A 22,392-nucleotide genomic window follows, 5' to 3' on the forward strand; every position below is an offset into this window, starting at 1 on the left:
AGGTTGGCGTTGTGCATATGACCCTTGACGGCGAAGCTCTCACCGCGCGCCCGGGCGATACGGTTGCAGCGGCTCTGCTGGCCCATTCCGGTGCGGCCTCACGCCAAAGCGTCAACGGCTCGTCCCGCACCGCATTCTGCATGATGGGGGTCTGTTTTGACTGCCTGATTGAGGTGGACGGACAGCCAAATACGCAAGGATGCATGACCCTGGTGCGGGACGGAATGGCCCTGCGACGACAGCGCGGTTTGCGCGACATTGCCCGGAGCGATGCAGATGCGTGACGCCGATCTTATCATCATCGGCGCGGGACCGGCCGGAATGGCCGCCGCCGCAACCGCCGCAGAGGGTGGTGCGCAGTTGCTGCTTCTGGACGAACAGCCGCGGGCCGGGGGGCAGATCTATCGCGACGTCGGTGTCAACGGCGACACCCGGCCGTTTCTCGGCAAGGACTATGCCGCGGGTCGTCCGCTGGTCGGGGCACTCGACGCCCCGGGGATCACGGCCGAGTTCGGCGCGACCGTCTGGCGGATCGAAACTGGCCGGCGAGTCGTCTGGTCCCGTGACGGCATAAGCCAGGTCACCACCGCCCACCACGTGCTGCTGGCGGGTGGCGCGCAGGAACGCCCGGTTCCGTTTCCGGGCTGGACGCTGCCCGGCGTGATGCCGGCAGGGGCGGCGCAGATCCTGATGAAGAGCGCAGGGCTCTTGCCGCGCGATGCGGTTCTTGCCGGGTCCGGGCCGCTCCTCTACCTGATCGCGGCGCAGTTGATCGACGCGGGCGCGCCGCCACGGGCGCTGGTTGAAACGCAGACAGCGGGCATGATGCTTGGCGCGTCCAGACATCTTCCCCGCACGTTGCGGGCCGCGCCGACGCTTTTCAAGGGGCTCGCACTCATCCGCAAGATCAGGGCCGCAGGGGTCGCGCGTCATACCGGCGCGTCGGGCTTCAAGGCCGTGGCGACCGAGAACGGCGACATCGAGTTCGGCTTCACCGCAAAGGGCCGCGCTCACCGTCTGGTAACGCCACTGCTTCTGACGCATCAGGGCGTTGTCCCCGCGACCCACATGAGCCGCGCCGCGGGCGTGGCGCATGATTGGTGCGAGGCCCAGCAATCCTTCCGGCCGAAGACCGACACCTGGGGCGGCACGGATGCACCCGGCCTTCACATTGCCGGCGACGGCGCGGGTATCGGCGGGGCCGAAGCCGCGCAGGCCGCCGGTCGGCTGGCCGCGCTCGATATCCTGCACAGGCTTGACCTGCTCGGCGAAGAGGCGCGCGACCAGAAGGCCGCGGCGGATCGTGCCGCGCTGGACAGGGCGTTGGCAATCCGGCCGTTTCTCGATGCCGCCTACCCGCCCCCTCGGGAGTTCCTCGCGCCCGAAGGCGACACGATTGTCTGCCGCTGCGAGGAAATCACCGCCACCGATATCCGCCGGTCGCTGGACGAAGGCGCAAACGGCCCCCGGCAGGTCAAAACCGCCACCCGTGCCGGGATGGGTCCCTGCCAGGGCCGCATGTGTGATCTGACGGTGCGCGGCATCCTTGCAGCCTGCGGCACCCCCCCCTCGACGCCACGCGCGCGCTCTCCGATCAAGCCCGTGAAGCTTGGCGAACTGGCCGCCCTCGCATCCTACCAGGAGACATCAACATGACCGGAATTTCCGCACTCAAGATCAACGATCTGCACAAGAGCTTTGGCCAGCACGAGGTGATCAAGGGCGTGTCCATGGAGGCGAACAAGGGCGACGTGATCGCGATACTCGGCGCCTCGGGTTCGGGCAAGAGCACCTTCCTGCGCTGCATCAACCTGCTGGAAACGCCGAATTCCGGTGATGTCTTTCTGGCCGGCGAGAAGATCGAGATGAAACAGAACCGCCACGGCGAAACCGTGCCCGCGAACATCCGGCAGGTTGAACGGATGCGCGCACGCCTGGCGATGGTGTTCCAGGGGTTCAATCTCTGGTCGCACATGACCGTCATGGAAAACGTGCTGGAGGGCCCGGTCCACGTCCAGAAGACGCCAAGGGCCGAAGCGCGCGAAAAGGCCGAGGCGCTTCTGGCCAAGGTCGGCCTTTCCGATCGCGCCGACTATTACCCGGCCCATCTGTCGGGCGGCCAGCAGCAGCGCGTGGCCATTGCCCGCGCGCTGGCGATGGACCCCGACGTGATGCTGTTCGACGAGCCGACCTCGGCGCTTGACCCTGAACTGGTGGGCGAGGTCCTTAGCGTCATGCGCGATCTGGCTGAAGAAGGCCGGACCATGCTGGTGGTGACGCATGAGATGAGCTTTGCCCGCGACGTGTCTTCCAAGACGGTGTTTCTGCACAAGGGCGAGGTCTGCGAGGAAGGCCCGCCCGCGAAGCTGTTTTCCAACCCCGAAACTGAACAATTCCGGGCCTTTCTGTCCCGAATGAACTGATCCAATCCCAGGAGGAACGACCATGATCAGAAGAACCTTCCTTGCCAGTGTCGCGACGCTTGTCGTCGTATCCTGTCCGGCGTTCGCGCAGGACAACCTGCGTATCGGCGTCGAGGGCGCCTACCCGCCGTTTTCCTTCAAGGAATCCGATGGCACGCTTTCCGGCTTTGACATCGAGATCGCCATTGCGCTCTGCGCCGAGATGCAGCGCGACTGCGAGTTGGTCGAACAGGAGTGGGACGGCATGATCCCGGCGCTGAAGGCACGCAAGTTCGACGCCATCGTCGCCTCGATGTCGATCACCGAAGAGCGCAAGCGCCAAATCGATTTTTCCGAAAAGTACTATCAGACACCCGCCCGCGTCGTTGCGAAGAAGGACGCCGGCCTTGAGGATACCGCCGAGGGGCTGGCCGGCAAGCGGATCGGCGTTCAGCGGGGCGCGACACACCAGTGCTATGCCGAAAAGATGTTCCCCGATGCCGAGGTCGTTCTCTACGGCACGCAGGAAGAAGTGTTCCGTGACCTGACGCTGGGCCGCATCGACGCGCAACTGTCGGATTCACTGATCGCTCAGGAAAGCTTCCTCGGCAAGGATATCGGCGCTGACTACGCCTTTGTCGGAGGGGATCACCTGGATGTCGAATGCTACGGCGAAGGTGTCGGCATTGCCGTCCGCAAAGGCGACGAAGAGCTGCGCGATGCGTTGAGCGCGGCGATCACCGCGATCCGCGAGGATGGAACCTACGCAGAGATCAACGGCAAGTATTTCCCGTTCGATATCTACGGCGGACACTCCGCCTCCAACTGATCGGAACCGTCGGGGCGGCCCAAAGCCGCCCCGACGCAACAAGGGAAACGCTCATGGACCTGATACTCGAATACCGGTCACAGCTTGTCGCCGGGACGATCATGACCATCCAGCTTGCGCTGGTTTCGCTGGTCATCGCACTTGTCTTCGGGCTTCTTGGGGCCTGGGCCAAGCTTTCCGAAAGCCGTCTCGCGCAGCGCGCGGCCGGCGCCTATACCACGATTGTCCGGGGGGTGCCGGACCTGGTGCTGATCCTGCTGGTCTTTTTCGGCGGGCAGGTGACGATCAATGCCATCGGCCAGGCAACAGGCCTTTGGGACTATGTCGAGATCAGCAAGTTCGTCGCTGGCGCCTCGACCATCGGCGTCATCTTCGGCGCCTATTTCACCGAAACCTTCCGCGGCGCGATCATGGCGATCCCCCGCGGCCAGATCGAGGCCGGGATCAGCTGCGGCATGCCCAGACAGCTCATCTTCCGCCACATCATCTGGCCGCAGATGGTGCGCTATGCGCTGCCGGGCTTCACCAACAATTGGCTGGTACAACTCAAGACGACCGCACTTGTCTCGGTGATCGGGCTGCAGGATCTGGTCTACAACGCTTTCACGGCGGGTCGCTCCACGGGCCAGCTCTTTACCTTCATGGCTGCGGCCTTTGTCATCTACCTTGTGCTGACCGGCATCTCTGATCTTGCCCTGCGTGCGCTTGACCGCCGTTTCAGCCGCGGCGTGGTGAGGAGCTGACCCATGGAAAACATCCTGTCCTACATACCGCTCGACATCTCGCTGATCGCCGAGAACTTCGACCGCTTCCTCTACGGGGTTTGGACGACGCTGAACCTGACGGTGCTGGCATTGGTGTTCGGTGGCTTGCTGGCGATTCCCATGGCCATCGCCCGTGCGTCGCGCCACCGGGTCCTCAGCCCGCTTGTCTGGGGGTACACTTATGTGCTGCGTGGCACACCGCTTCTGGTACAGACCTACCTGATCTACTACGGCCTTGGGCAATTCGAGGCGGTGCGGCAAAGCTGGCTCTGGGATCCGATCCTGTCTTCGGCCTGGTGGTGTGCGCTGATCGCATTCACGCTGAACACGTCGGCCTACACCGCCGAACTGCTGCGCGGCGCCATCGTCGACACGCCCAAAGGCGAGGTCGAGGCCGCCATCGCCACGGGCCATTCCTATGGCTTGCGTATGCGCCGCATCATCCTGCCCTCGGCCTTTCGCCGCGCCATTCCCGCCTATTCCAACGAGGTCATCTTCATGCTGCACGGCTCGGTCGTGGCCAGCACGATCACCTTGCAAGATATCCTTGGCGTTGGGCGCTGGCTGAATGGCCGCTATTACCTGGCCTATGAGGGCTTCATCACCGCCGCATTCCTCTACTTCCTGATCGTCTTTGCCATCACCCGTGTCTTCCGCTGGATCGAACGGCGCTACTTGCGCCACCTGACCCGCCGCGAAACCACAACGGCCACCGAGATGACGCCGGAACCCACCCGATGACCAAGGAAAGCGCCATGATCGAGCGGACACACACAAACGCCCGGATGAGCCGGATCGTGAAACACAACGGCGTCGTCTACCTCTGCGGACAGGTCGGCAGCGGCGCGACAGTGGCCGAGCAGACCCGCGACTGCCTGTCCCGCGTGGACGCCCTGCTGGACGAGGCCGGATCGTCCAGAGAGAATACCCTGCAAGCCATCGTGTGGCTGGCCCACATGAACGATTTCGACGCGATGAACGAGGTCTGGGACGCCTGGGTGCCTGCCGGACACGCACCGGCGCGGGCCTGCGGCGAGGCGCGGCTGGCGGGTTCGGACCTGCTGGTCGAGATCATCGTCACTGCGGCAATTTCACAAGGAGACACGGCATGAGCGCGCAGAAATGCATTCTGATCGGGGCTGGTATGGATTGCGGCAAGCGCCGCCGCGGCTGCATCATGGGTCCCGACGCCTATCGCACCGCAGGGCTGGCCGAGACGCTTGGCGCGTTGGGCTGGCAGACGGAAGATCGTGGCAACCTGCCCGGCCCGACATGGGTGGCCGATGCCCCGCCGGGCGAGGTGCATGCACTTGACGAGTCGATCGCCTGGACCCAGATTTTGGCCGATGCCGCAGAGTCGGCCATGGACCAGGGATTTCCGATTTTCATGGGTGGCGATCACGCGCTGTCGCTGGGCACGGTCTCGGGCGTCGCGGCCCATGCCGCGCGAAACGACCGCCCGCTTTTCGTGCTTTGGCTGGATGCGCACCCCGATATCAACACGCCAAAGACCACCGCGTCGGGCAATCTTCACGGTACGCCGATCGCCTATGTCACCGGCCAGGACGGGTTTGACGGATTTCCCGCGCTGGCCGCACAGGTGCCGCCCGCAAACGTCTGCTTCATCGGTCTGCGCTCGGTCGATGCGCCGGAACGCGAATTCATCACACGATCCGGCATGACCGCCATCGACATGCGCCAGATCGACGAACGCGGCATCGCCGCCCCGCTGGCCGCGTTCCTCGCCAAGGTCAGGGCGGCGGGCGGCGTGCTGCATGTGTCGCTTGATGTCGACTTTCTTGAACCGGCCATCGCGCCGGCGGTCGGCACGACCGTACCCGGCGGGGCCACATTCCGTGAGGCGCATCTCGTCATGGAGATGCTGCATGATAGCGGCCTCGTGACCTCGCTCGACCTGGTCGAACTGAACCCCTTCCTCGACGACCGGGGCCGCACCGCCTCGCTCATGGTCGACCTCACCGCGTCGCTCTTCGGGCGTAGCGTGTTCGACCGCCCAACCCATAGCCATTCGTGAGAACGCCCATGTCCGCACCCTCCAACGCCCCAGCTGCCTCTGACCTTGCCTATATCCGGTTCGTCAGCGTCGAGAACATGATGAAACTCGTCCACAGCATTGGTGTCGAAACCATGCTGAAGGATCTCGCCCGTTACATCGAGGACGACTTCCGCCGCTGGGAAAAATTCGACAAGACCCCGCGCGTCGCCAGCCATTCGACCGAGGGCGTGATCGAACTGATGCCGACCTCGGATGGAGAGGACTACGGGTTCAAATACGTCAATGGCCACCCCAAGAACACGAAAGAGGGTCTACAGACCGTGACGGCCTTTGGCCTTCTGGCACGGGTCAGTACCGGCTACCCGGAACTGCTGACCGAGATGACATTGCTGACCGCGCTGCGCACGGCGGCGACCTCGGCGATGGTGGCCAGCCATCTTGCCCCGAAGGGCAGCAAGGTCATGGCGATGATCGGCAATGGCGCGCAATCAGAGTTTCAGGCAACCGCGATGCGCGCGCTCTGCGGCATCGACACGCTCAGGCTCTACGACATCGACCGGGCAGCAACCGACAAGGTGGTGCGCAATCTGACCGGGAAGGGCTTTGAGCTGGTGCCCTGCGCCACGCCCGAAGAGGCTATCCAGGGCGCGCAGATCATCACCACCTGCACCGCCGACAAGCAGTATGCCACGATCCTGACCGACAACATGGTGGGCGCAGGCCAGCACATCAACGCGATCGGCGGCGATTGCCCGGGCAAGACCGAGTTGCACAAGGATATCCTGGCCCGTTCGGACGTGTTCGTGGAATACCCACCCCAGACGCGGATCGAGGGCGAAATCCAGCAAATGCCGGAAGATTTTCCCGTTACCGAGATGTGGCAAGTCATCACCGGCGCGGTTCCCGGACGCACGAATGATCGCCAGATCACGCTGTTCGACGGCGTCGGCTTTGCGATCGAGGACTTCAGCGCGTTGCGCTATCTGCGTGACAAACTGAGGGACCATCCGTTCTACCAGGAACTCGACATCATCGCCGATCCCGACGACCCGCGCGACCTGTTCGGAATGCTGGAGCGTGCCGTGCCAAACGGGTGATCGACAACATTGCCAGCGAAGAATTGCGGACTGCATCAAAGGCGCGGCACGGGCCGTGAAGGACGATACGACGTGTGCTGTCGGCGGGACTGATGATGCGCAAGGACCGGCGGCACGACCTGATCAGAAACTTCGCGGCCTTCGACGCGGGCATCAAGAAAATCCCCCGTCAACACCGGGTCGTCGGCTGAAGCTGGCACAGAAGCAACTTGCGCAGCGCGAGGCGGCGTCGTCTGACATATTCAGGTGTCCGGCAAGAGCATCCTGACGGCACTGTTGGCCAAGTGGTTCCGCGCGCGCGTTGGATGGGCGCGTGCGGGTCATCACCGACCGCGACGCGTTCAACAGGCAGATCAAGCGCGTGATGCGGTACGCCGGCGTGGTCAGCGCCGATGCGTCATCGCCTCGGCTGACCCGTCGCGACAAGTTCGTGAGACGACTGGGCGTGCCGAGGCCCTGGGCAGATCTGCGCTGATCTGGGTGAGGCCCACCGCCACATGGAAACGGGGCGCAAACGCGGGAACGTGGTCGTTGTGTGTCGTGTAAACGCATTGAAGAGCAAGGACATGTCAATAAACCGTTTGAATGCAAAGACCTGTATCGTCACCGGCGCGGGCCGTGGCATCAGAGCAGCCATTGCACGCGCCTTCCCAAGGGCCTGACGATCCTTGCCGTGACGGCTTTCTGCGTTCGGTTGCTGCTTCAGCGTCGCGCTGGCCAAGGTGGTGCTTCGGCGGGATCGGGTGTTTCACAGCCCTGGGAGCGAAAGGGTCAACGGCCGCGCCTATGTCGCCTGCCCGGCCGCAAGCCAGCCAAGGATTGCCCCCGTGGTTTCTTCGGGCTTCTCTTGCTGGATCCAGTGGCCGCAGTCGAGGGTGCGCACCTCTACGTTCGGGACAAAATCCGAGAGGGAATCGGAGGGCGGGATCATGTCCTGCGTCCCGTGGATCATGAGTGATGGCTGGCGGACAATGGGGTCCACATCCTCCAGAATGTGCCAATTGCGATCCATGTTCCTGTACCAGTTGATGCTTGCCGTAAATCCGGTTGCCTCGAAGGACGCGATAAAGACAGCGAGATCAGCCTCGGTCATAACGGGGTCACCCAGGGGGGCCGTGGCCATGGCCAGGTTGATCATCATCATGCCGGGCTCGACCGTTGCGGCCGGCAGGTTCTTGCGGAACAAATTGCGCAGGAACCGCCCGGTGTTCTCATCCAGAACGGCATCCGCCACACCGGGTTGCCGGTTGAAGTGGACGAAGTAGTTGTCGGGCCCGAAGACGGCTTCCATGAAGTCGATCCATGGCACGGGGGTCCGCGGCTGGTACGGCAGCGCCAGGTTGATGATCCGGGTCACGCGATCCGGATGCAGCAGCGCCATGCTCCAGACGACATTCGCCCCCCAATCGTGGCCGACGAAAGTGGCGGCGTCATACCCGAAGTGATCGAGGAGCGCGGCAAGATCGCCCGTCAGATGTGCGATATCATACGCCTCCACCCGCAGCGGACGGGACGAGGTCCCGTAGCCGCGCTGGTTCGGCACGATGACATGGTAGCCCGCCGCCGCCAGGGCCGGCATCTGGTGACGCCACGAATAGGCGTGCTCGGGCCATCCGTGGCACAGCACGATCGGGTTTCCCCGGTTTTCCCGTCCAGCCTCGAAGACCTCGAGTTGGACGTCCCCCAGGGACACAAATGTTGGGTCCGGGAAAAGCGCGTGTTTGATCATGGCCGTCTCTCCATTTTGGTTGCCTTCCCGCCCGACTAGTTCAAAACGATTTCAAAAACTGACACCTTTTGTGGTAGAGAGCGGCCATGAAGAGCCGTATTCGACAAGACGCCATTGTGCGGACCCTGCGGCGCAGCGGCACGACGACCGTCGGCGCCCTTGTCACAGAGGTCGGCGCATCGCGCAGCACGATCCTGCGTGACCTCTCCGCCCTGCGCGACGAGGGCTATGTGATCCACGCCGAACAGGGCCGTGGCGGTGGGCTGTCCCTCGATCCGGGGTCGGTTCGGACGGCGGCCCGCCTGTCGGTCGCCGAGGTGTTCGCGCTGATCATAGGCGTGTCGAGCATGCGCGCCGCCCGGACCCTTCCGTTTTCAACCCTCGCCGATGCCGGACTTTCCAAGATCGAGAAGGCCTTGCCCCCCGACAAGCTTCGCGACTTGCGCCGCCTTCTGGGCTGCCTCTATATCGGGCCGCTGGCTCCTCAGGTTGATACGTCGAACCTCGGAGAGATGGAGACCGCGCTGTTGCCCAACTTCGAGCGGTCCTTTCTGGAGCGGTTGTATCTGAGGTTTCGGTATCGTGACGCCACCGGGACCGAAACCCTGCGACAGGTCGAGCCACAAGCCATGCTGATCCTGCCGCCTCTGTGGTACCTCGTCGCCTGGGATCCGGCGCGTGACGACTTTCGGCATTTCCGGATGGACCGGATCAGCCAATCCGAAGTGGTCGAGGGAACGAAATGCCGATCCAGGCACGTTCACTTCGAAGCTGGCGTGCAGCCCATTCGATACGCCTAGCGGCTTTGAAACTGCGGCATCTCAATTCACGGCGCGCCCGCAACGCCTGCCAATACGCCGTCGAAATGCCTCGCGATCGACCGGTGAAGACCGGCCATCCTTCATCGCACATCCGCGCCTGATCCCGCATCAACACGGGGTCGCCCATCATCTCGACGGCGGCCATTGCGGATCCGGCAGGCCCATGACGGGACACGAACGAACGGACATTCAGGCCGCGATCCGCACTGCAATTCCCAACCAAGCGACCGCGCGACATCGGCAAAAGTGGCATTCCCTGGGAACGGCGATGTTCCGCATCTTTTGCGCCCGGTCGTGACGCAATGGACAGGGGTTACTTCCACGCGGTTCATTCCGCCTGGGCCAGGGCGAATGCGGCTGGCACTTCGGAAAAAAGTCGGCCGACTCCCACGCCCCTTGTGCTGCAGTCAGCATCGCGCAGGAGGAACAGGACGTCGAGCCCGCGTCTTCTGGCGAGTGCCGCACCGGTATCAGCGCCAAGAACCATGAGAGCCGTCGCCCAGGCGTCGGCCTCGGCACAGGAGCGGGCCACGACGGTGGCAGAGGCCGGCGACGCGAGCAGCGGCGCGCCACGTGTCGGATCCATCGTGTGGGACAGGCGTCGTCCCTGTACTTCAACCCAGTGGCGGTAGTCGCCAGAGGTCGCGACGGCAGCGTCCTGCAGGGCAAGGATCGAATGGAGCGTGCGGTGCTCGGCCTCTGGCGCTTCGACCGCGATGGTCCATGCCTTTCCGTCCGGCCGAAGGCCGTGCGCGCGCATTTCGCCGTCGATCCCGACGAGAGCATTGTCCACCCCGTGGTCGCGCAAGGTCTCGCCCAGCCGGTCGACCCCATAGCCCTTGGCAATGCCGTTGAGATCAAGTGCGACGGGTGCGGACTTGCGGACATGGGTGCCACAGATATCCAGCACTTCATGCGCCGGGCAACGAGGGGCATCCATTACAGCCCGGATACGCGCGGGCGCGGCAGCATCCGGTCCGAAACCCCAGGCGGTCACCGCATCACCCATGCCGATATCGAAGGCCCCACCCGACGCGCGCCCGATCTCGAGTCCAAGGCGAAGGACTGCGAACAGACGGTCCGGGATCGCCACCCATTCGCCCACCGGTGCCGCGTTGAGGCGCATCAGGTCGCTGTCGGGCTTCCAAGTGGACATCTGCGCGTCCACCTCATCAACCGCCGATTGCAACGTACCGTGAACTACGTTCGGATCGAAACCCGGTTCCGTGAAGAACAGTGCCGACCAGCGTGTGCCCATGGTCGGGCCATTCAGTGCGTGGCGCACCATTTCAGTAGACATCTTCGACATATCGCCCCTCGGCCTTCAGCACCGCAGGCGTAAGCCCGATCGGCGCGAGGATTTCGGCCAACGCATCGGCCGCGCCCGCCGCCATGTCGCGGCCACCACAAACCATCACGCGGGCTCCGTCGCGAATGAGTTCCGCGACCTGACTGGCCTCGCCCCGCAGCGCATCCTGCACGTAGTGGGGCCGCGCCCCGCGCGAGACGGCCGTGACCAGCCGGGCCAGACGCCGGTCGTCCTTCCACTTTAAAAATTCCGCGCCGTAGAAGAAGTCGCTATCTGGGTGACGCATGCCGAAGAACAGATGGATCGGCCGCTGGCGCGCATTGCCCCGCACAACGCCCACGAGCGGGCCGATTCCGGTTCCCGCGCCGATCAGGATCAATGGAGTGCGGCCCCGTCCGGCCCGGAAGCCGGGGTTGCGGCGGAGAAAGGCGGTAACGGTTTCGCCGGGCGCCAGTGCGGTCAGCTGGGACGACGCAAGGCCGCCGGGAAGCTTCCTCACCACGATCTCGATGAACCCGTCGCGCCGGCTCGAAGCAAGCGAGTAAAGCCGCGGTACGGCGCTACCGTCCGGCAGGACGCCAACCAGGTCGCCGGCTGTGAACCGCGCGAAGCCCGTACCGGTCATCCGCTGCCAGAGCGTTACGCGCGGCAGAGCAAAGCGCAGGATCGCCGTCGGGGCCTGCACCTCGGCACCGTAGTCCCGGCGCGAGACGAGGCTCAACGTCTCGGTTTTCGGCAGGACGGGCTGATGCGCCAATTCCAGAGGGATCCCAAGCGCCGCGCCGAATGCGCGGCCCCATCGCGCGAAATCCTGCGGCGACTGGCGGTCGATCGTGTCGAGTGGCATGAGTTCGAGCCAGCCCTTGGCCTGGGCCGCCGCCGTGACAGCCTTGGCAAAGGCGCAATAGGCGGGAAAGCTGCGGTCCCCGAAGCCGAGCACGGCCAGAGGGATGTCCGGCGCGCGGTCGAGGGCTTGTAGCCGGTCGAGGAACCCCTTGGCCGAGGCTGGCGCCTTGCCGTCGCCATAGGTCGCGACCAACACGATGATCCGTTCGGCCTTTGCATAGCGTTTCGGGGCGAAGGCCGACATCGGTCCCACATGCACGCCCTGCCCGGCTTGCGATAATGCGGCGTGCAGCGTCGCGGCGAATCCCCAGGTGCTGCCGCCCTCACTGCCGACAAGCAGGATCGTCTCGGCCCGGCCCGCTGGCTGATTACCGCGGATGCGGGGCCGCCTGCGCCGTCCGCTTAGCCAGACAAGAACCCCGGTTGCCGTCATGGCGGGCACGCCAATCGCCATCAACCCAAGCACCAGTCCCAGTGTCGCCGCACCCTGCCCGGTGTGCAGCATGTAGATGGTTTCCGAGACCCGCTCCCACACGGCAAGGTCGGCCCAGGCCAGCAGCGCTCCGTCGCCCTGATCGAGATACCCGGTCCCCCGGTCTGTCTTCAGCGTAAAGGCGTCTGTCGCATCGCCGGGATAGGGAAAGCTCAACTCGCGCAGTTCGGCGACGGGCGTCTGCTGCAACGTCGTCATCTGCTCGGGGGCAAAGCCCGTTTCACCGCTCAGCTCGGCCGGGAAGGTCGGCGGTGCGCCGCCATCAGGGAGAAGATCGAATGTCGAGGCCGACATCCACAACGCTGTGGCAGATGACAGAACAAGGCCAACCACCGCGATCCGCGCAATCTCGACGTGCAGCCGACCGGCAAGCGGCCCCCGCAGAGGCGCGAACCAGTGCCGCCAGCCACCAACCCGCCGCGCGACCAGAGCCGTCCCGGAAAGCGACAGGACCAGCATCGCCAAAGCGCCCGTCGCCATGGCGATGCGCCCCCCGTCGCCGAGGAAGAGCGCGCGATGCAGGTTGGTGAGCCAGCGGAGGGTCTGGTTCGGGTCGGCAGAGGCCGCCCCCTGACCCGTCGCCGGATCGATCACGGCGGCGCCGGGCCTGCCTTGGTGAAACCAGTAGGCGGTGATCCGGCCAGATGGCGACCGGCGGATCTGCTCGACACCCGGATAGTTCGCCTGAATGCGGGCCGCGAGGGTGGCGACGGTCAGACCGGCCTCCGCCTGCGGCGCGGCGATGCGTTCGGCCGCAGGGAAGACCGACAGCGCCGCACCGCTCAAGCTCAGGATGGTCACGAGAGCCACGGCGAAAAGCCCTGGCCAGCGATGGACTGCGCGGATCATGGTCGGTCCTTCACATATCGTATTGGAAACGGGCGACGTAGCGGCGACCGCGCACGGGCGTGCCCGCACCTTCCGTCGTGAGCACCACAGCCACCTCGTTCGGGCTGTCGCGCATGTCCTCGACGGCGGCGTCAATGTGGAGCGTGTAGCCTGCATCGAACAGCGCGTCGGCCAGATCGAGGGTGATCTCCAGCGTCCGTCCCGCGCCGACGCTGGCGCCGGTGATGCCGTTCACCTGGCCCGTGTCACCGCCGGTGGCGCGATACCAATCGCCCAGATGCTCGTAGTATTTCGACTTGCCGCCGGCCATCCAGAGACTGCCGACATAGGCGCCCGACGGATCGGTGACGTAGAGCGCGAGATAGGCTCTGTCGCCGCCATAATTGTTGAGGGTCGTGGAGAGCGTCACCGGTCGCGCCATCGCGAGACCGGGAAGCGTCAGCGCCGTGGAGAGCGCCAGCGGTGCGAGTAGTGATTTCATGGGATTCATCCTTGCTCGGGAAGTTGGATCGGAGCGGCTCAGTTCACCTGAACCTTCGGCGGCGCGCCGTTCCCGAAGAGGCCGTTCTGCGGCGGCTGGGCGGTGCCTGCAGGCGCGGGATTGCGGATGCCGCTCCGTTCGTCGTCGTCCTCGTATTCCATCTCGACAACTTGCAGTGTCGCGGGATCGAGTTTCACCTCGATCTCCCGGCCATCGCTGTCGCGGCCCTCGATCTCGTAGCAGCCATCGTCGATCTCGAAGTCTTGCACGGTCCAGCCGTTTTGCTGGGCAATCTGCATTGCCGCCTCGCGCGGCTGCCACGTGTCGCGGGGCGCGGTGCAATCGTCGTCGTCGGCTAACGCGGCACCAGCGGCCAGCAGTGCAACAAGTGAAACTGTGGTCAGGGTCGATTTCATGGCAGGGTCTCCTTTTGTCTGCTGAGGACAATCTGGAGACCCGACCTGAGGACTTCCTGACGAAGCAGCGATTCCCACTTCAGTTTGCCGTCAGGAAGAAAAGGCCCCGCCGGTAAGAGCGGGGCCAAATTCGGTCAAAATGACGGTCGGTGCTGGGGAGCAATCGGTCAGCCGCACTTCTGCGCACGCGGCGACGAGACCGCTTTGAAACACACGTTCCAAAAGGTCCCGGACCCAGACTTTACGGGATGTCCCGATATCAATTTCAGGGGCGTCATGCGTGGCTGCATCAGTTGCTGTCGCCCGTGTCGCGATCCCCGCTGCGATCCTTGTCACGGTGATCCTCGTCGTCCTCGTCTTCGTATTCGAACTCGATCACCTGAAGCGTCGCCGGGTGGACGGTCACCTCGATCCGGTGCCCCTTGGCGTCGCGGCCGTCGATTTCGTAGCAGCCATCGTCGATCTTGATGCGGCGCACCGTCCAGCCGTTCCTTTCGGCCAGCCGTGCAACGGCATCGCGCGGTTGCCAATCGGTCATCGGCACGAAGCAGTCATCGACCGCCAGCGCGACCCCGGCCGGGAAGACCGCGAGAAAGCCGAGAATTGTCAATATCTTCCTCATGGGTCAAACTCCGCCTGGCACGCCTCTTGATGCTCTACTTACGCGGCGAAGCTGACGGCAGCCTGAAGCGGCGTGCCCGGCGGCTTCAGCATCGTGTCAGCCAGACGGATCATTGAGGATCATCGGGAACGGAACGGAACCAGACATGCGCATCCTGCTGATCGAAGACGACACGACGCTTGGCGCTGCGGTGCGCGACCAGATCGCGGCCGATGGCCAATCGGTGGACTGGGTGACGCGTCTGGACGCGGCGGGCGACGCGCTGCGCGGGGCGTCCCATGACCTGATCCTGTTGGACCTGATGTTGCCGGACGGGCGCGGGATCGGGTTTCTCAAGGGCCTGCGCGCGCAGGGCGATGTGACGCCGGTCATCATCCTGACGGCGCTCGACCAGGTCTCGGACCGGATCGAGGGCCTGAATGCAGGCGCCGACGACTACCTCGTGAAGCCCTTCGACCTGTCCGAACTGTCGGCCCGGATCGGCTCGGTCGCCCGGCGATACAGCGGCAATCCCAACCCCATCGTCAGCCACGGACCGCTGGACATTGACCTTGCTGCGCGCAGCATTCATCGCAACGGCAAGCCGGTTCAACTGACGGCCCGCGAATGGGCTCTGTTCGAGGCCTTCCTCGCGCGTCCGGGGCAGCTTCTGTCCAAGACGCAACTGGAAGACAAGCTTTACGCCTTCGGCGCCGAGGTCGAGAGCAACACCATCGAGGTCCATGTCAGCCGCCTGCGCAAGAAGCTTGGGCCCGCGATCATCGAGACCGAGCGCGGCATGGGCTACAGGCTGGGCAAGCCGTGAGGCTGCCACGCAGCCTTCAGGCACGGCTCGGCCTGTCTCTCGGTCTCGTGCTGTCGATCCTCTGGTTGCTGGCCGCGACGGTCACGGCGGTGATCGTCAGGGGCAAGTTGGACGAGGTTTTCGACTCCGCCCTGCGCGAGACCGCCGAGCGTATCCTGCCGCTGGCCGTGACCGACATCGTCGGCCGGGAAGATCAGGGCATGACCCAGCGGCTCGCGCCGATCCGGGCGCATGACGAATTCTTTACCTACATGGTCCGTGACGCCGAAGGGCGCATCCTGTTGCAATCCCACGCGGCGGATCCTGCGGTGTTCCCGCCTTACAGCGCGCCGGGGTTTGAACAGACCGCCACGCATCGCCTTTACAGCGACGCGGCACTTCAGGGGACAATCCGCATCACCGTGGCCGAGCCGCTTGCGCATCGCGCATCGGTTGCGCGGGAAATCCGGATGGGCCTCGTCCTGCCGCTGCTGATCGTACTACCCGTGGCACTCGCGGCGATTGTCCTCGCTGTCCGCTTCAGCCTCTCCCCCCTGCGCCGCTACCGCGCGCGCCTCGAAGCCCGCAACGCCCGTGACCTGTCCGTCGTTCCCGCCGACGACCTGCCGGCGGAAATCGGTCCGCTGGCCGCAACACTGAACAACCTTCTGGACAGGTTGCGCGCGGCGTTCGAGGCCGAGCGCAGCTTTGCGGCGAACGCGGCGCACGAAATGCGGACACCGTTGGCAGGCGCCATCGCACAGGCGCAGAGGCTTCGGTCGGAGACCCAGGACCCGGCCACCGATGCGCGTGCTGCAGAGATCGAAGCGACGCTCAAGCGGCTGACGCGGCTTTCCGAACGCCTCATGCAGCTTGCGCGGGCGGAAGGCGGACGACTGCGGACGGACCGAAGCACTGATCTCAGACCTGTCGCGCGCGTCGTTGTGGATGATCTGGCACGGACGGGCGCGATGGACCGGATCACGCTGACCTTGCCGGACAGTCCCGTCCTGTCCGACCTAGATCCGGATGCCTTTGCCATCCTCTGTCGAAACCTTGTGGAGAACGCCCTGCGCCACGGGACCCAGACCGCCCCGGTCGAGGTGACCCTGACGCTGGACGGCCAGTTGATCGTGGCGAATGATGGCCCCGTTCTGCCGCGCAAAACCCTCGACCGCCTGACGGCACGTTTCGAGCGGGCACAAGCAAGAACAGATGGCAGCGGCCTTGGCCTCGCTATCGTTGCGGCCATCGCGGACCGGATCGGAAGCCAGCTCAATCTGGAGTCACCACGTCCGGGCAGGTCTTCCGGCTTTCAGGCATCCCTCATATTGCCGGCAGATGTTCGAGACACCTCCGCACAAGCCGCGATGCGGAAAATGTGACCCGTGGTGTGGACCATCGAGAGTTTTGAACGCGCGGAGGCACCCTGCCACGCGCGGACAAATGGTGGCATCGGGCAGTACAAAGCCGACCGTCGCACAACCACTGAGCAAGTTCGTTGCGGTCACCAGCGCCACCCGGCGCTGTGCCCGCCACGTTGGGCGCAATGCCCAGACCGAGAAAGCCGGTCACACACCCTGAAAGCAACCGGTCCACGGCCAGAGGCCCTGTAGTCCGGACTTCCGTCCGCAAATGCCGCAGCATGGCCCGTGGGCGACCAGCATGGGTGCGGTCTCTGATCGGGGTCAGTTGAACGCGTATGTCAAGCCAATGAACGGGCCATGCTGCTCGAAGGCGTAGCCGAATGTTCCGTCGGAAGCGTCGTCTTCGAAATCGATGCTGTAGTAGCGATAGCCGAAAACCATCGAGGTCGAGTCCGAGAAGGACCAGTCGAACCCGAGGGTGGTGCTCCACGATAGCTCGTTTCCGCCAGCACCGAAGCCGCCGGCATCGACCATGGCAGCAAACGTCCAATCCTCGTCAATTTCCCATGTGCCTCGCGCCGCAATCACCGGTTCCCACCAATCTTCGGTGCCACCCAGCGACTCATCGCGCGCAGGTCCCGAGACATCGATATCCTGGGTGATCGAGTTGTATCGCACGCCCCCCTGCACATCGAAGGAGTAGGCCTTTCCATTCGCGTTCACGCCGCTGGCGACGCGGTAGCCGGCCAGCAGTCCAATCCAGCTTTGGGCAACCTTGACCTCGGCATCAAGATCAGCCCCAAGCGGGCCGGTGCCTGCCGTCTTTGTATTCTCGCCCGATATCCCGAAATAGTTTGCGTCGAAGATGACGCCGAAATCATTCCTCCACGATTCGACGCGGCCCGAGAGGGAGAAATCAAGCAGCTCAAGCGCATCCTGAAGATCCATGTCGACGTCTGCACTTGTGCCTGCAACGGTGGATGTACCGACCGTCGAGGTTGGCAAGAAGAGGTACAATGTGCCTTGAGTCTTCCACTCATCCGAGAACCGCAATGTTACGGGCTCTGCCCAGGCCGTGGTGGTGACCAATGCCGTTGCCAAGGGGATCGCGCTGGAGAGGATTCGGCTATTCATTTGGAAGCTCCGGGTTTTGAGGTTCGTCGGATCCGACGTTGGTGCCCATCACAGGGAGGAAGGCAAGAGATGCGCCGGACCGGCGCATCCTGATGAGATTCGACGGGCGTCGGGTTCGCGCCGTGTCACTGCCACGACGAAAAGACTTGGCGGGCAAGTTCGCTTTCCGGGCGCAGGTTCTCGATCCCGCTGTACGGAACATCCGTGCCAAGCGGCAGATGCGGGTGCTTCTTGATGGTCAGCGCGTGGCGCTTGAGCATGTCCTGGAAGGACGCGCCGGACCACAGGGCAATGCCGATCTGCGAGCTCTCTTCACGCGGATCGCGCAGGACGTTGAACACCGGCGCCGCGGCACCGGGAAGGCCCGGTGCAGGCAGGTGCATCTTGAATTCTTGCTTGACGACAGAGCGCAGGACAGGGCCTTCATAGATATAGACATAGTCCCGGCGCGAATTGCCCTCGCCCTCAAGCAAGAGCGCCGTCTGGTCGACGCCGTCTATCACCCGATCGCGCGGGATGAAGTCCGTGGCATCCCCGATCCGGGCAAATGTTGTGAACAGGTCGGACACGTGGACAATGTCGCCCGCCGCACTGCCGGCCTCGATGACGCCCGGCCAGCGGGCAAAGGCGTCGACACGCACACCACCTTCAAGGTGCTGGGTCTTGCCGCCGCGATAGATCAGTTCCATGAATCCGGATTGGGCAGGCGCATAGTAATTGAAGATCCCGTTGTCGGCCATCAGGACAACCAGAGTGTTTTCCGCGATACCCAGTCGATCCACTTCCGCGAAAAGTTCCCCGAGCCAGCCGTCCAGAAGCTCCAGCTTTTCAGCCATGTAGCCGCCGTTGCGGGAGGTCTGCTGCTCTTGGTCATAGACGAAGTTCAGGGGATAGAGCGGCCAGTACTGCAGGAAGAACGGCGCATCCTCGGCGGCCAATCGGTTCAGTTGTTCGATGGCCTGACGCTGATAGCGGTCGTTCATTTCGCGATAGTGGGCCTGGGTCCAGATCTCGCCGGCTTCCATGCCAACTTCGCGCGCCATGCCGCCGGCCTCTGCTTCCAGTCCGGTGACAAGGCCGTAGGGCTTGAACCGCTCGTCGATTGCGAACGGGTTGGTCTGGCCCGAAGGATCGAGGCCGACCATGTTATTGGCCTCCATCGCCTCTCGCGTCATCAGCGAAAGCTGCACTTGCTGGTGCGCCGGGAACGCCGCCCAGTCGAACCCCTGGTTGTGGGGGAACGCCTCTTCGATATCGCCCTGGTGCCATTTGCCCACATGGGCGGTGTTGTAGCCTGCGTTCTTGAGCACTTCGGCGATGGTGACCTCTTCCGCAGAAAGCCCTTCACCGACCAATGCAACTTTCACCTCCTCGACGCCAGCACGCACCGGATGGCGTCCGGTCAGCATCGCGGTTCGCGTCGGCGTACAGGACGGCTCCGTATACATCCGCATCAGCGACATGCCCTCGGAAGCCAAATTGTTGATGTTCGGCGTATCGATCCCGGTGACGTAATTCATCGCACGGTTGCCGAGAAGGCCGAAGCTGACATCGTCGATCAGCACATAAAGGATGTTGGGCGCTTTGCCTCCATTGGCCGCACGGATCTCCGCAAGCCGGGCATCGATCTCGGCATCCTGCGCGGTCCATTCATCGCCTTTCTGCGCGAACAGGAAGTTATACTCCCCGTCGTGAATGATCGGGCCCGGATCCTGCGCGTGCGCCATCGGGGCCGCAAGCAGGAGCGACGCTGCCAGTAAGCTGCGGGTGAACATTGGAAACTCCCTTTGGAGGTTGTGGGCAAGGCCGTCGTTGGATGCGCGGTCACCAGGTACCGCACACAGTTCGCCGAATTGCGGGACATCGGTCGGGGAAGCACCAGCCGCAGCGAGACCAGGCCAAAGCGATCTCGCCATCGTCCTAATCATCATTCTAGTCCGACGCTCTGGTCTCACCCAGCACATCCGCAATCATCTTGTGACAGGTTGCCGAGATTGACTGGCCCTTCGTGTGAGCGACCCTGCGAAGGCGTGCGTATTCGTCCTGTGTAAGAAACGTCACGACCCTTGCATTTCTGACAGACCGTGCCGGGAGCGGCGGGCGACCTCTGATTGGATTTGGTACATGGTTGTCCATAGCGGCTTCTGTTTGTACTTTTACATTGCCGACAAATACGTAGCCCGCTCCGGGGAGAGCATCATTTTTTCGCCAACTTCGCCTTTCCATGCCGACAAGCTCGATTACAGCTCCAGCATGATGGAGCTTCCCGATCCGAACCTGATCAATCGTCTTTCCACATGGAAACTCGATTTCAGGCAGATCGAGCCGGGCGAGATGAGTGTGCGTGTCGCCCAGTGGCAGGGCGCGCTGCTGCAATTGCTTCACCTGTCCGTGTCTCATGCCGTGCACCAGGTTGGCACATCGCCGCCGGGGTATCTGACCTTCGGCCTTCCGTTGAACATGGCGCTCACCAAATGGCGGGCGCAGACCGTCACCCAGCCCCCGTTGATTGGGTTTGGGATTGGCGCGGATCTCGACGGCATCAGCGATGCCGGGTTCACCGCGCTGACGTTCAGCCTGCCGGTGTCAGAGGTCGAGCGCTTGTCTGCCCGTCTCGGGATCGCCGTGCCGGACTCCATGCTCATCTCCCGGCACATGGACGTCGCGGCGCGCGGGAAGGCCCTGCGTTGCTTGGTTTGTACCGCGTTGGAAGCGATCCACAACGCAGATGCCAGCCTTGATGCACAGGAGGAAGACGAGCTTGCGGGCGGCCTCTTGCTCGCGCTGACCGATGAGATGGCCCATGCGGATCGCAGCCACTCGGCCTCCCGCACCCGGGCCGTAGCGCGCGCCGTTGCCATCATGACGGACTTGGCAGACGAAGCCGTGCGGATCAGTCAGATCTGTGCCGAGACAGGGGCATCATGGCGCACGCTGGATCGTGGGTTCAAAGAGATCTACGGGATGGGCCCCAAGGCCTATTATCAGTGTCTTAGGCTGAATCGCACGAAGCTAGACCTGCTGATTTCCGATCCGAACACGAAGGTCTCGGATGCGGCCAACCGCTGGGGATTCTGGCACATGGGCAAGTTCGCCGACGACTATCGGCGATTGTTCGGGACGCTCCCGTCCAAAGCGCTGGGAACACAACGGTAGACACTGATAAAGACCGTGGCCTCCCAACATGAAAGCCAACGCACACTTTGCGCCCATCGGCGTGACAGATCAGACTGACCACCTTCCCGGATAACAGGATATACTCGAACGTATCTGGTTCATCCTGCCACGCAAGGAAATCAGTTTTCGGACGTTCTTTCGCCTCGAACCCTTCAGCTAGGGTCCGTGCATCGGCCTGGGCCAGATCGCTGAGTAACCGCCGGTCTCGCTGGAAGCTGCTAGCGATCTGCATTTCCGACCTCTGGTCAACAAATGACAATGCCCCGAACGCAAGACACTCCTAGGCTGTGTTGACAAAAGGGATTCACGCCACACGCAAATCGTGATTCAAGCTGGTATCTGTGATGGAGACCAGTTTGGCACGAGACCTGATGTCAGACGAGGAGTGGGCGTTTTTTGAACCGTTCATCCTTGCTGCCCGAGCCCCGAATGGGCGCAAACCCACCAACCACCGCCTTGTTTTGGATGGTATATTCTGGATCGCCCGGACCGGCGCTCCATGGCGCGACCTGCCGGAAGAGTTTGGCAAGTGGTCAAGCCTCTACCGCCAGTTCCGGCGCTGGACACTCGCGGGGCTCTGGGAGGAGATCATGGAGGCCCTGAATGAAAGCGGGATCGTGCCAGACGCTCTGCAAATGATCGACAGCACCGTGGTCCGGGCCCATCATCAGGCAGCGGGCGCTAAAGGGGGACTCCGCGACAGGGTTTCGGGCGCTCAAGAGGTGGGTTCACGACCAAGATCCACCTCCGCGTCAACGCGGCAGGCCTGCCCATGAGAACCGAAATCACGCCGGGCCAGACGTCCGATTACATGGGCTTTGATCTGGTCATGGCTGACAATCTGTCCGAGCCAAGCGTCCTGTTGGCCGACAAGGGCTATGATGCTGACAGCATTCGCAAAACAATGGGCGCGCGGGATGTTTTAACCCAGATCCCGATGCGCAAATCCCGCAAAATGCGCGTCGGCGTGGATCACTCTCTGTATTCCCTGCGCAACCTGGTCGAGCGATGCTTCAACAAGCTCAAGAATGCCCGCCGCGTCGCCACACGCTACGACAAAACGGCTGAGAGCTTCCTCGGTTTCATAGACATCACGTCAATCCGCCTCTGGGTCCGCCTTTTGTCAACATGACCTAACAGGCCGCGGAATTAGTCGCCGCTCGGGAACGTTGTTCTGCCTATAGGGTGAATGCGCCGTTCGTTCGTCAACAAGGGTCCGAGATTTTCGGCCCTCATGCAGTTTCCTTCCGCCTCA

Annotated in this window: 23 protein-coding genes; 15 read left to right on the forward strand and 8 right to left on the reverse strand. The window is 63.5% G+C overall.

The genetic code is table 11. The features are described from left to right. Positions 1-17 precede the first annotated feature (17 nt). The 10 genes from H8B03_RS15780 (at position 18) to H8B03_RS15825 (ending at position 7,584) form a co-directional block, all read left to right on the forward strand. Complete coding sequence (locus H8B03_RS15780) at positions 18-284, forward strand: (2Fe-2S)-binding protein (protein WP_226925985.1); 267 nt, start codon at positions 18-20, stop codon at positions 282-284. Further along, positions 277-1,656 (forward strand): NAD(P)/FAD-dependent oxidoreductase, encoded by a 1,380-nt coding sequence (locus tag H8B03_RS15785; protein ID WP_193142847.1) that lies wholly within the window; start codon positions 277-279, stop codon positions 1,654-1,656. Before H8B03_RS15780 ends, H8B03_RS15785 begins: the two co-directional genes overlap by 8 nt. Next, entirely contained in the window at positions 1,653-2,423 is a 771-nt protein-coding gene (locus tag H8B03_RS15790) for an ABC transporter ATP-binding protein (protein WP_193142848.1), read from the forward strand. The genes H8B03_RS15785 and H8B03_RS15790 overlap by 4 nt, the downstream gene beginning before the upstream one ends. A 22-nt stretch (positions 2,424-2,445) precedes the next feature. Then, a complete protein-coding gene (locus H8B03_RS15795) occupies positions 2,446-3,231 on the forward strand; it encodes an ABC transporter substrate-binding protein (protein ID WP_193142849.1) in 786 nt (261 codons plus the stop codon). Between the two features lie 53 nt (positions 3,232-3,284). Continuing rightward, positions 3,285-3,974, forward strand: coding sequence for an ABC transporter permease (locus tag H8B03_RS15800; protein WP_193142850.1), 690 nt, complete (start codon positions 3,285-3,287; stop codon positions 3,972-3,974). A gap of 3 nt (positions 3,975-3,977) precedes the next feature. After that, positions 3,978-4,736 carry an ABC transporter permease gene (locus tag H8B03_RS15805; protein ID WP_193142851.1) on the forward strand — a complete coding sequence of 253 codons (759 nt, stop codon included), beginning with the start codon at positions 3,978-3,980 and terminating at the stop codon, positions 4,734-4,736. Between the two features lie 14 nt (positions 4,737-4,750). After that, entirely contained in the window at positions 4,751-5,107 is a 357-nt protein-coding gene (locus tag H8B03_RS15810) for a RidA family protein (RefSeq protein ID WP_193142852.1), read from the forward strand. Further along, positions 5,104-6,030 carry an arginase gene (rocF, locus tag H8B03_RS15815; RefSeq protein WP_193142853.1) on the forward strand — a complete coding sequence of 309 codons (927 nt, stop codon included), beginning with the start codon at positions 5,104-5,106 and terminating at the stop codon, positions 6,028-6,030. Before H8B03_RS15810 ends, rocF begins: the two co-directional genes overlap by 4 nt. An 8-nt stretch (positions 6,031-6,038) precedes the next feature. Further along, entirely contained in the window at positions 6,039-7,109 is a 1,071-nt protein-coding gene (locus H8B03_RS15820) for an ornithine cyclodeaminase (protein WP_193142854.1), read from the forward strand. Between the two features lie 313 nt (positions 7,110-7,422). Further along, on the forward strand, positions 7,423-7,584 hold the full coding sequence (locus H8B03_RS15825) for a hypothetical protein (protein WP_193142855.1): 162 nt from the start codon (positions 7,423-7,425) through the stop codon (positions 7,582-7,584). 309 nt (positions 7,585-7,893) lie between these two features. Here the strand turns inward: H8B03_RS15825 and H8B03_RS15830 are convergent, their stop codons facing one another. Then, positions 7,894-8,838 carry an alpha/beta fold hydrolase gene (locus H8B03_RS15830; RefSeq protein WP_193142856.1) on the reverse strand — a complete coding sequence of 315 codons (945 nt, stop codon included), beginning with the start codon at positions 8,836-8,838 and terminating at the stop codon, positions 7,894-7,896. Positions 8,839-8,924: 86 nt separating this feature from the next. On the opposite strand from H8B03_RS15830, the gene H8B03_RS15835 reads away from it, so the two are divergent. Next, entirely contained in the window at positions 8,925-9,638 is a 714-nt protein-coding gene (locus H8B03_RS15835) for a YafY family protein (protein WP_193142857.1), read from the forward strand. 349 nt (positions 9,639-9,987) lie between these two features. Here H8B03_RS15835 and H8B03_RS15840 read toward each other — a convergent pair whose 3' ends face one another. The 5 genes from H8B03_RS15840 to H8B03_RS15860 form a co-directional block, all read right to left on the reverse strand. Next, positions 9,988-10,968, reverse strand: a complete 981-nt coding sequence (locus H8B03_RS15840) for an FAD:protein FMN transferase (protein WP_193142858.1) — start codon at positions 10,966-10,968, stop codon at positions 9,988-9,990. Next, positions 10,949-13,156: a PepSY domain-containing protein gene (locus tag H8B03_RS15845; protein ID WP_193142859.1), complete on the reverse strand. Its 2,208-nt coding sequence runs from the start codon at positions 13,154-13,156 to the stop codon at positions 10,949-10,951. Before H8B03_RS15845 ends, H8B03_RS15840 begins: the two co-directional genes overlap by 20 nt. Before the next feature lie 10 nt (positions 13,157-13,166). Next, positions 13,167-13,637, reverse strand: coding sequence for a DUF2271 domain-containing protein (locus H8B03_RS15850; protein WP_193142860.1), 471 nt, complete (start codon positions 13,635-13,637; stop codon positions 13,167-13,169). 38 nt (positions 13,638-13,675) lie between these two features. Next, a complete protein-coding gene (locus H8B03_RS15855; protein ID WP_193142861.1) occupies positions 13,676-14,053 on the reverse strand; it encodes a PepSY domain-containing protein in 378 nt (125 codons plus the stop codon). Positions 14,054-14,342: 289 nt separating this feature from the next. Further along, entirely contained in the window at positions 14,343-14,675 is a 333-nt protein-coding gene (locus H8B03_RS15860; RefSeq protein ID WP_193142862.1) for a PepSY domain-containing protein, read from the reverse strand. Positions 14,676-14,820: 145 nt separating this feature from the next. Here H8B03_RS15860 and H8B03_RS15865 point away from each other — a divergent pair, with 145 nt between their 5' ends. Beyond that, entirely contained in the window at positions 14,821-15,480 is a 660-nt protein-coding gene (locus tag H8B03_RS15865; protein WP_193142863.1) for a response regulator transcription factor, read from the forward strand. Next, a complete protein-coding gene (locus tag H8B03_RS15870; protein WP_193142864.1) occupies positions 15,477-16,844 on the forward strand; it encodes a HAMP domain-containing sensor histidine kinase in 1,368 nt (455 codons plus the stop codon). Before H8B03_RS15865 ends, H8B03_RS15870 begins: the two co-directional genes overlap by 4 nt. 303 nt (positions 16,845-17,147) lie before the next feature. Here the strand turns inward: H8B03_RS15870 and H8B03_RS15875 are convergent, their stop codons facing one another. After that, positions 17,148-17,960 (reverse strand): hypothetical protein, encoded by an 813-nt coding sequence (locus H8B03_RS15875; protein ID WP_193142865.1) that lies wholly within the window; start codon positions 17,958-17,960, stop codon positions 17,148-17,150. A 125-nt stretch (positions 17,961-18,085) separates the two neighbouring features. Beyond that, positions 18,086-19,735, reverse strand: a complete 1,650-nt coding sequence (locus tag H8B03_RS15880; RefSeq protein WP_193142866.1) for a sulfatase-like hydrolase/transferase — start codon at positions 19,733-19,735, stop codon at positions 18,086-18,088. A gap of 349 nt (positions 19,736-20,084) precedes the next feature. Here H8B03_RS15880 and H8B03_RS15885 point away from each other — a divergent pair, with 349 nt between their 5' ends. Both H8B03_RS15885 and H8B03_RS15890 read left to right on the forward strand, forming a co-directional pair. Next, positions 20,085-21,116, forward strand: coding sequence for a helix-turn-helix domain-containing protein (locus H8B03_RS15885; RefSeq protein ID WP_193142867.1), 1,032 nt, complete (start codon positions 20,085-20,087; stop codon positions 21,114-21,116). A 365-nt stretch (positions 21,117-21,481) separates the two neighbouring features. After that, positions 21,482-22,269, forward strand: a protein-coding gene (locus H8B03_RS15890; RefSeq protein WP_193142868.1) for an IS5 family transposase whose coding sequence is annotated in 2 segments (ribosomal slippage) — positions 21,482-21,821 and positions 21,821-22,269 — 789 coding nt in all. Because the reading frame shifts where the segments join, the coding sequence is not laid out codon by codon here. Positions 22,270-22,392 lie beyond the last annotated feature (123 nt).

Source organism: Meridianimarinicoccus sp. MJW13, assembly GCF_014901205.1.
In the GTDB taxonomy this organism is placed as follows: Bacteria; Pseudomonadota; Alphaproteobacteria; order Rhodobacterales; family Rhodobacteraceae; genus Meridianimarinicoccus.

Coding starts and splice junctions, on each gene's coding strand:
- H8B03_RS15780 (WP_226925985.1), top strand. CDS start 18: ATGACCCTTGACGGCGAAGCTCTCACCGCGCGCCCGGGCGATACGGTT.
- H8B03_RS15785 (WP_193142847.1), top strand. CDS start 277: ATGCGTGACGCCGATCTTATCATCATCGGCGCGGGACCGGCCGGAATG.
- H8B03_RS15790 (WP_193142848.1), top strand. CDS start 1,653: ATGACCGGAATTTCCGCACTCAAGATCAACGATCTGCACAAGAGCTTT.
- H8B03_RS15795 (WP_193142849.1), top strand. CDS start 2,446: ATGATCAGAAGAACCTTCCTTGCCAGTGTCGCGACGCTTGTCGTCGTA.
- H8B03_RS15800 (WP_193142850.1), top strand. CDS start 3,285: ATGGACCTGATACTCGAATACCGGTCACAGCTTGTCGCCGGGACGATC.
- H8B03_RS15805 (WP_193142851.1), top strand. CDS start 3,978: ATGGAAAACATCCTGTCCTACATACCGCTCGACATCTCGCTGATCGCC.
- H8B03_RS15810 (WP_193142852.1), top strand. CDS start 4,751: ATGATCGAGCGGACACACACAAACGCCCGGATGAGCCGGATCGTGAAA.
- rocF (WP_193142853.1), top strand. CDS start 5,104: ATGAGCGCGCAGAAATGCATTCTGATCGGGGCTGGTATGGATTGCGGC.
- H8B03_RS15820 (WP_193142854.1), top strand. CDS start 6,039: ATGTCCGCACCCTCCAACGCCCCAGCTGCCTCTGACCTTGCCTATATC.
- H8B03_RS15830 (WP_193142856.1), bottom strand. CDS start 8,838: ATGATCAAACACGCGCTTTTCCCGGACCCAACATTTGTGTCCCTGGGG.
- H8B03_RS15835 (WP_193142857.1), top strand. CDS start 8,925: ATGAAGAGCCGTATTCGACAAGACGCCATTGTGCGGACCCTGCGGCGC.
- H8B03_RS15840 (WP_193142858.1), bottom strand. CDS start 10,968: ATGTCGAAGATGTCTACTGAAATGGTGCGCCACGCACTGAATGGCCCG.
- H8B03_RS15845 (WP_193142859.1), bottom strand. CDS start 13,156: ATGATCCGCGCAGTCCATCGCTGGCCAGGGCTTTTCGCCGTGGCTCTC.
- H8B03_RS15850 (WP_193142860.1), bottom strand. CDS start 13,637: ATGAAATCACTACTCGCACCGCTGGCGCTCTCCACGGCGCTGACGCTT.
- H8B03_RS15855 (WP_193142861.1), bottom strand. CDS start 14,053: ATGAAATCGACCCTGACCACAGTTTCACTTGTTGCACTGCTGGCCGCT.
- H8B03_RS15860 (WP_193142862.1), bottom strand. CDS start 14,675: ATGAGGAAGATATTGACAATTCTCGGCTTTCTCGCGGTCTTCCCGGCC.
- H8B03_RS15865 (WP_193142863.1), top strand. CDS start 14,821: ATGCGCATCCTGCTGATCGAAGACGACACGACGCTTGGCGCTGCGGTG.
- H8B03_RS15875 (WP_193142865.1), bottom strand. CDS start 17,960: ATGAATAGCCGAATCCTCTCCAGCGCGATCCCCTTGGCAACGGCATTG.
- H8B03_RS15880 (WP_193142866.1), bottom strand. CDS start 19,735: ATGTTCACCCGCAGCTTACTGGCAGCGTCGCTCCTGCTTGCGGCCCCG.
- H8B03_RS15885 (WP_193142867.1), top strand. CDS start 20,085: ATGGTTGTCCATAGCGGCTTCTGTTTGTACTTTTACATTGCCGACAAA.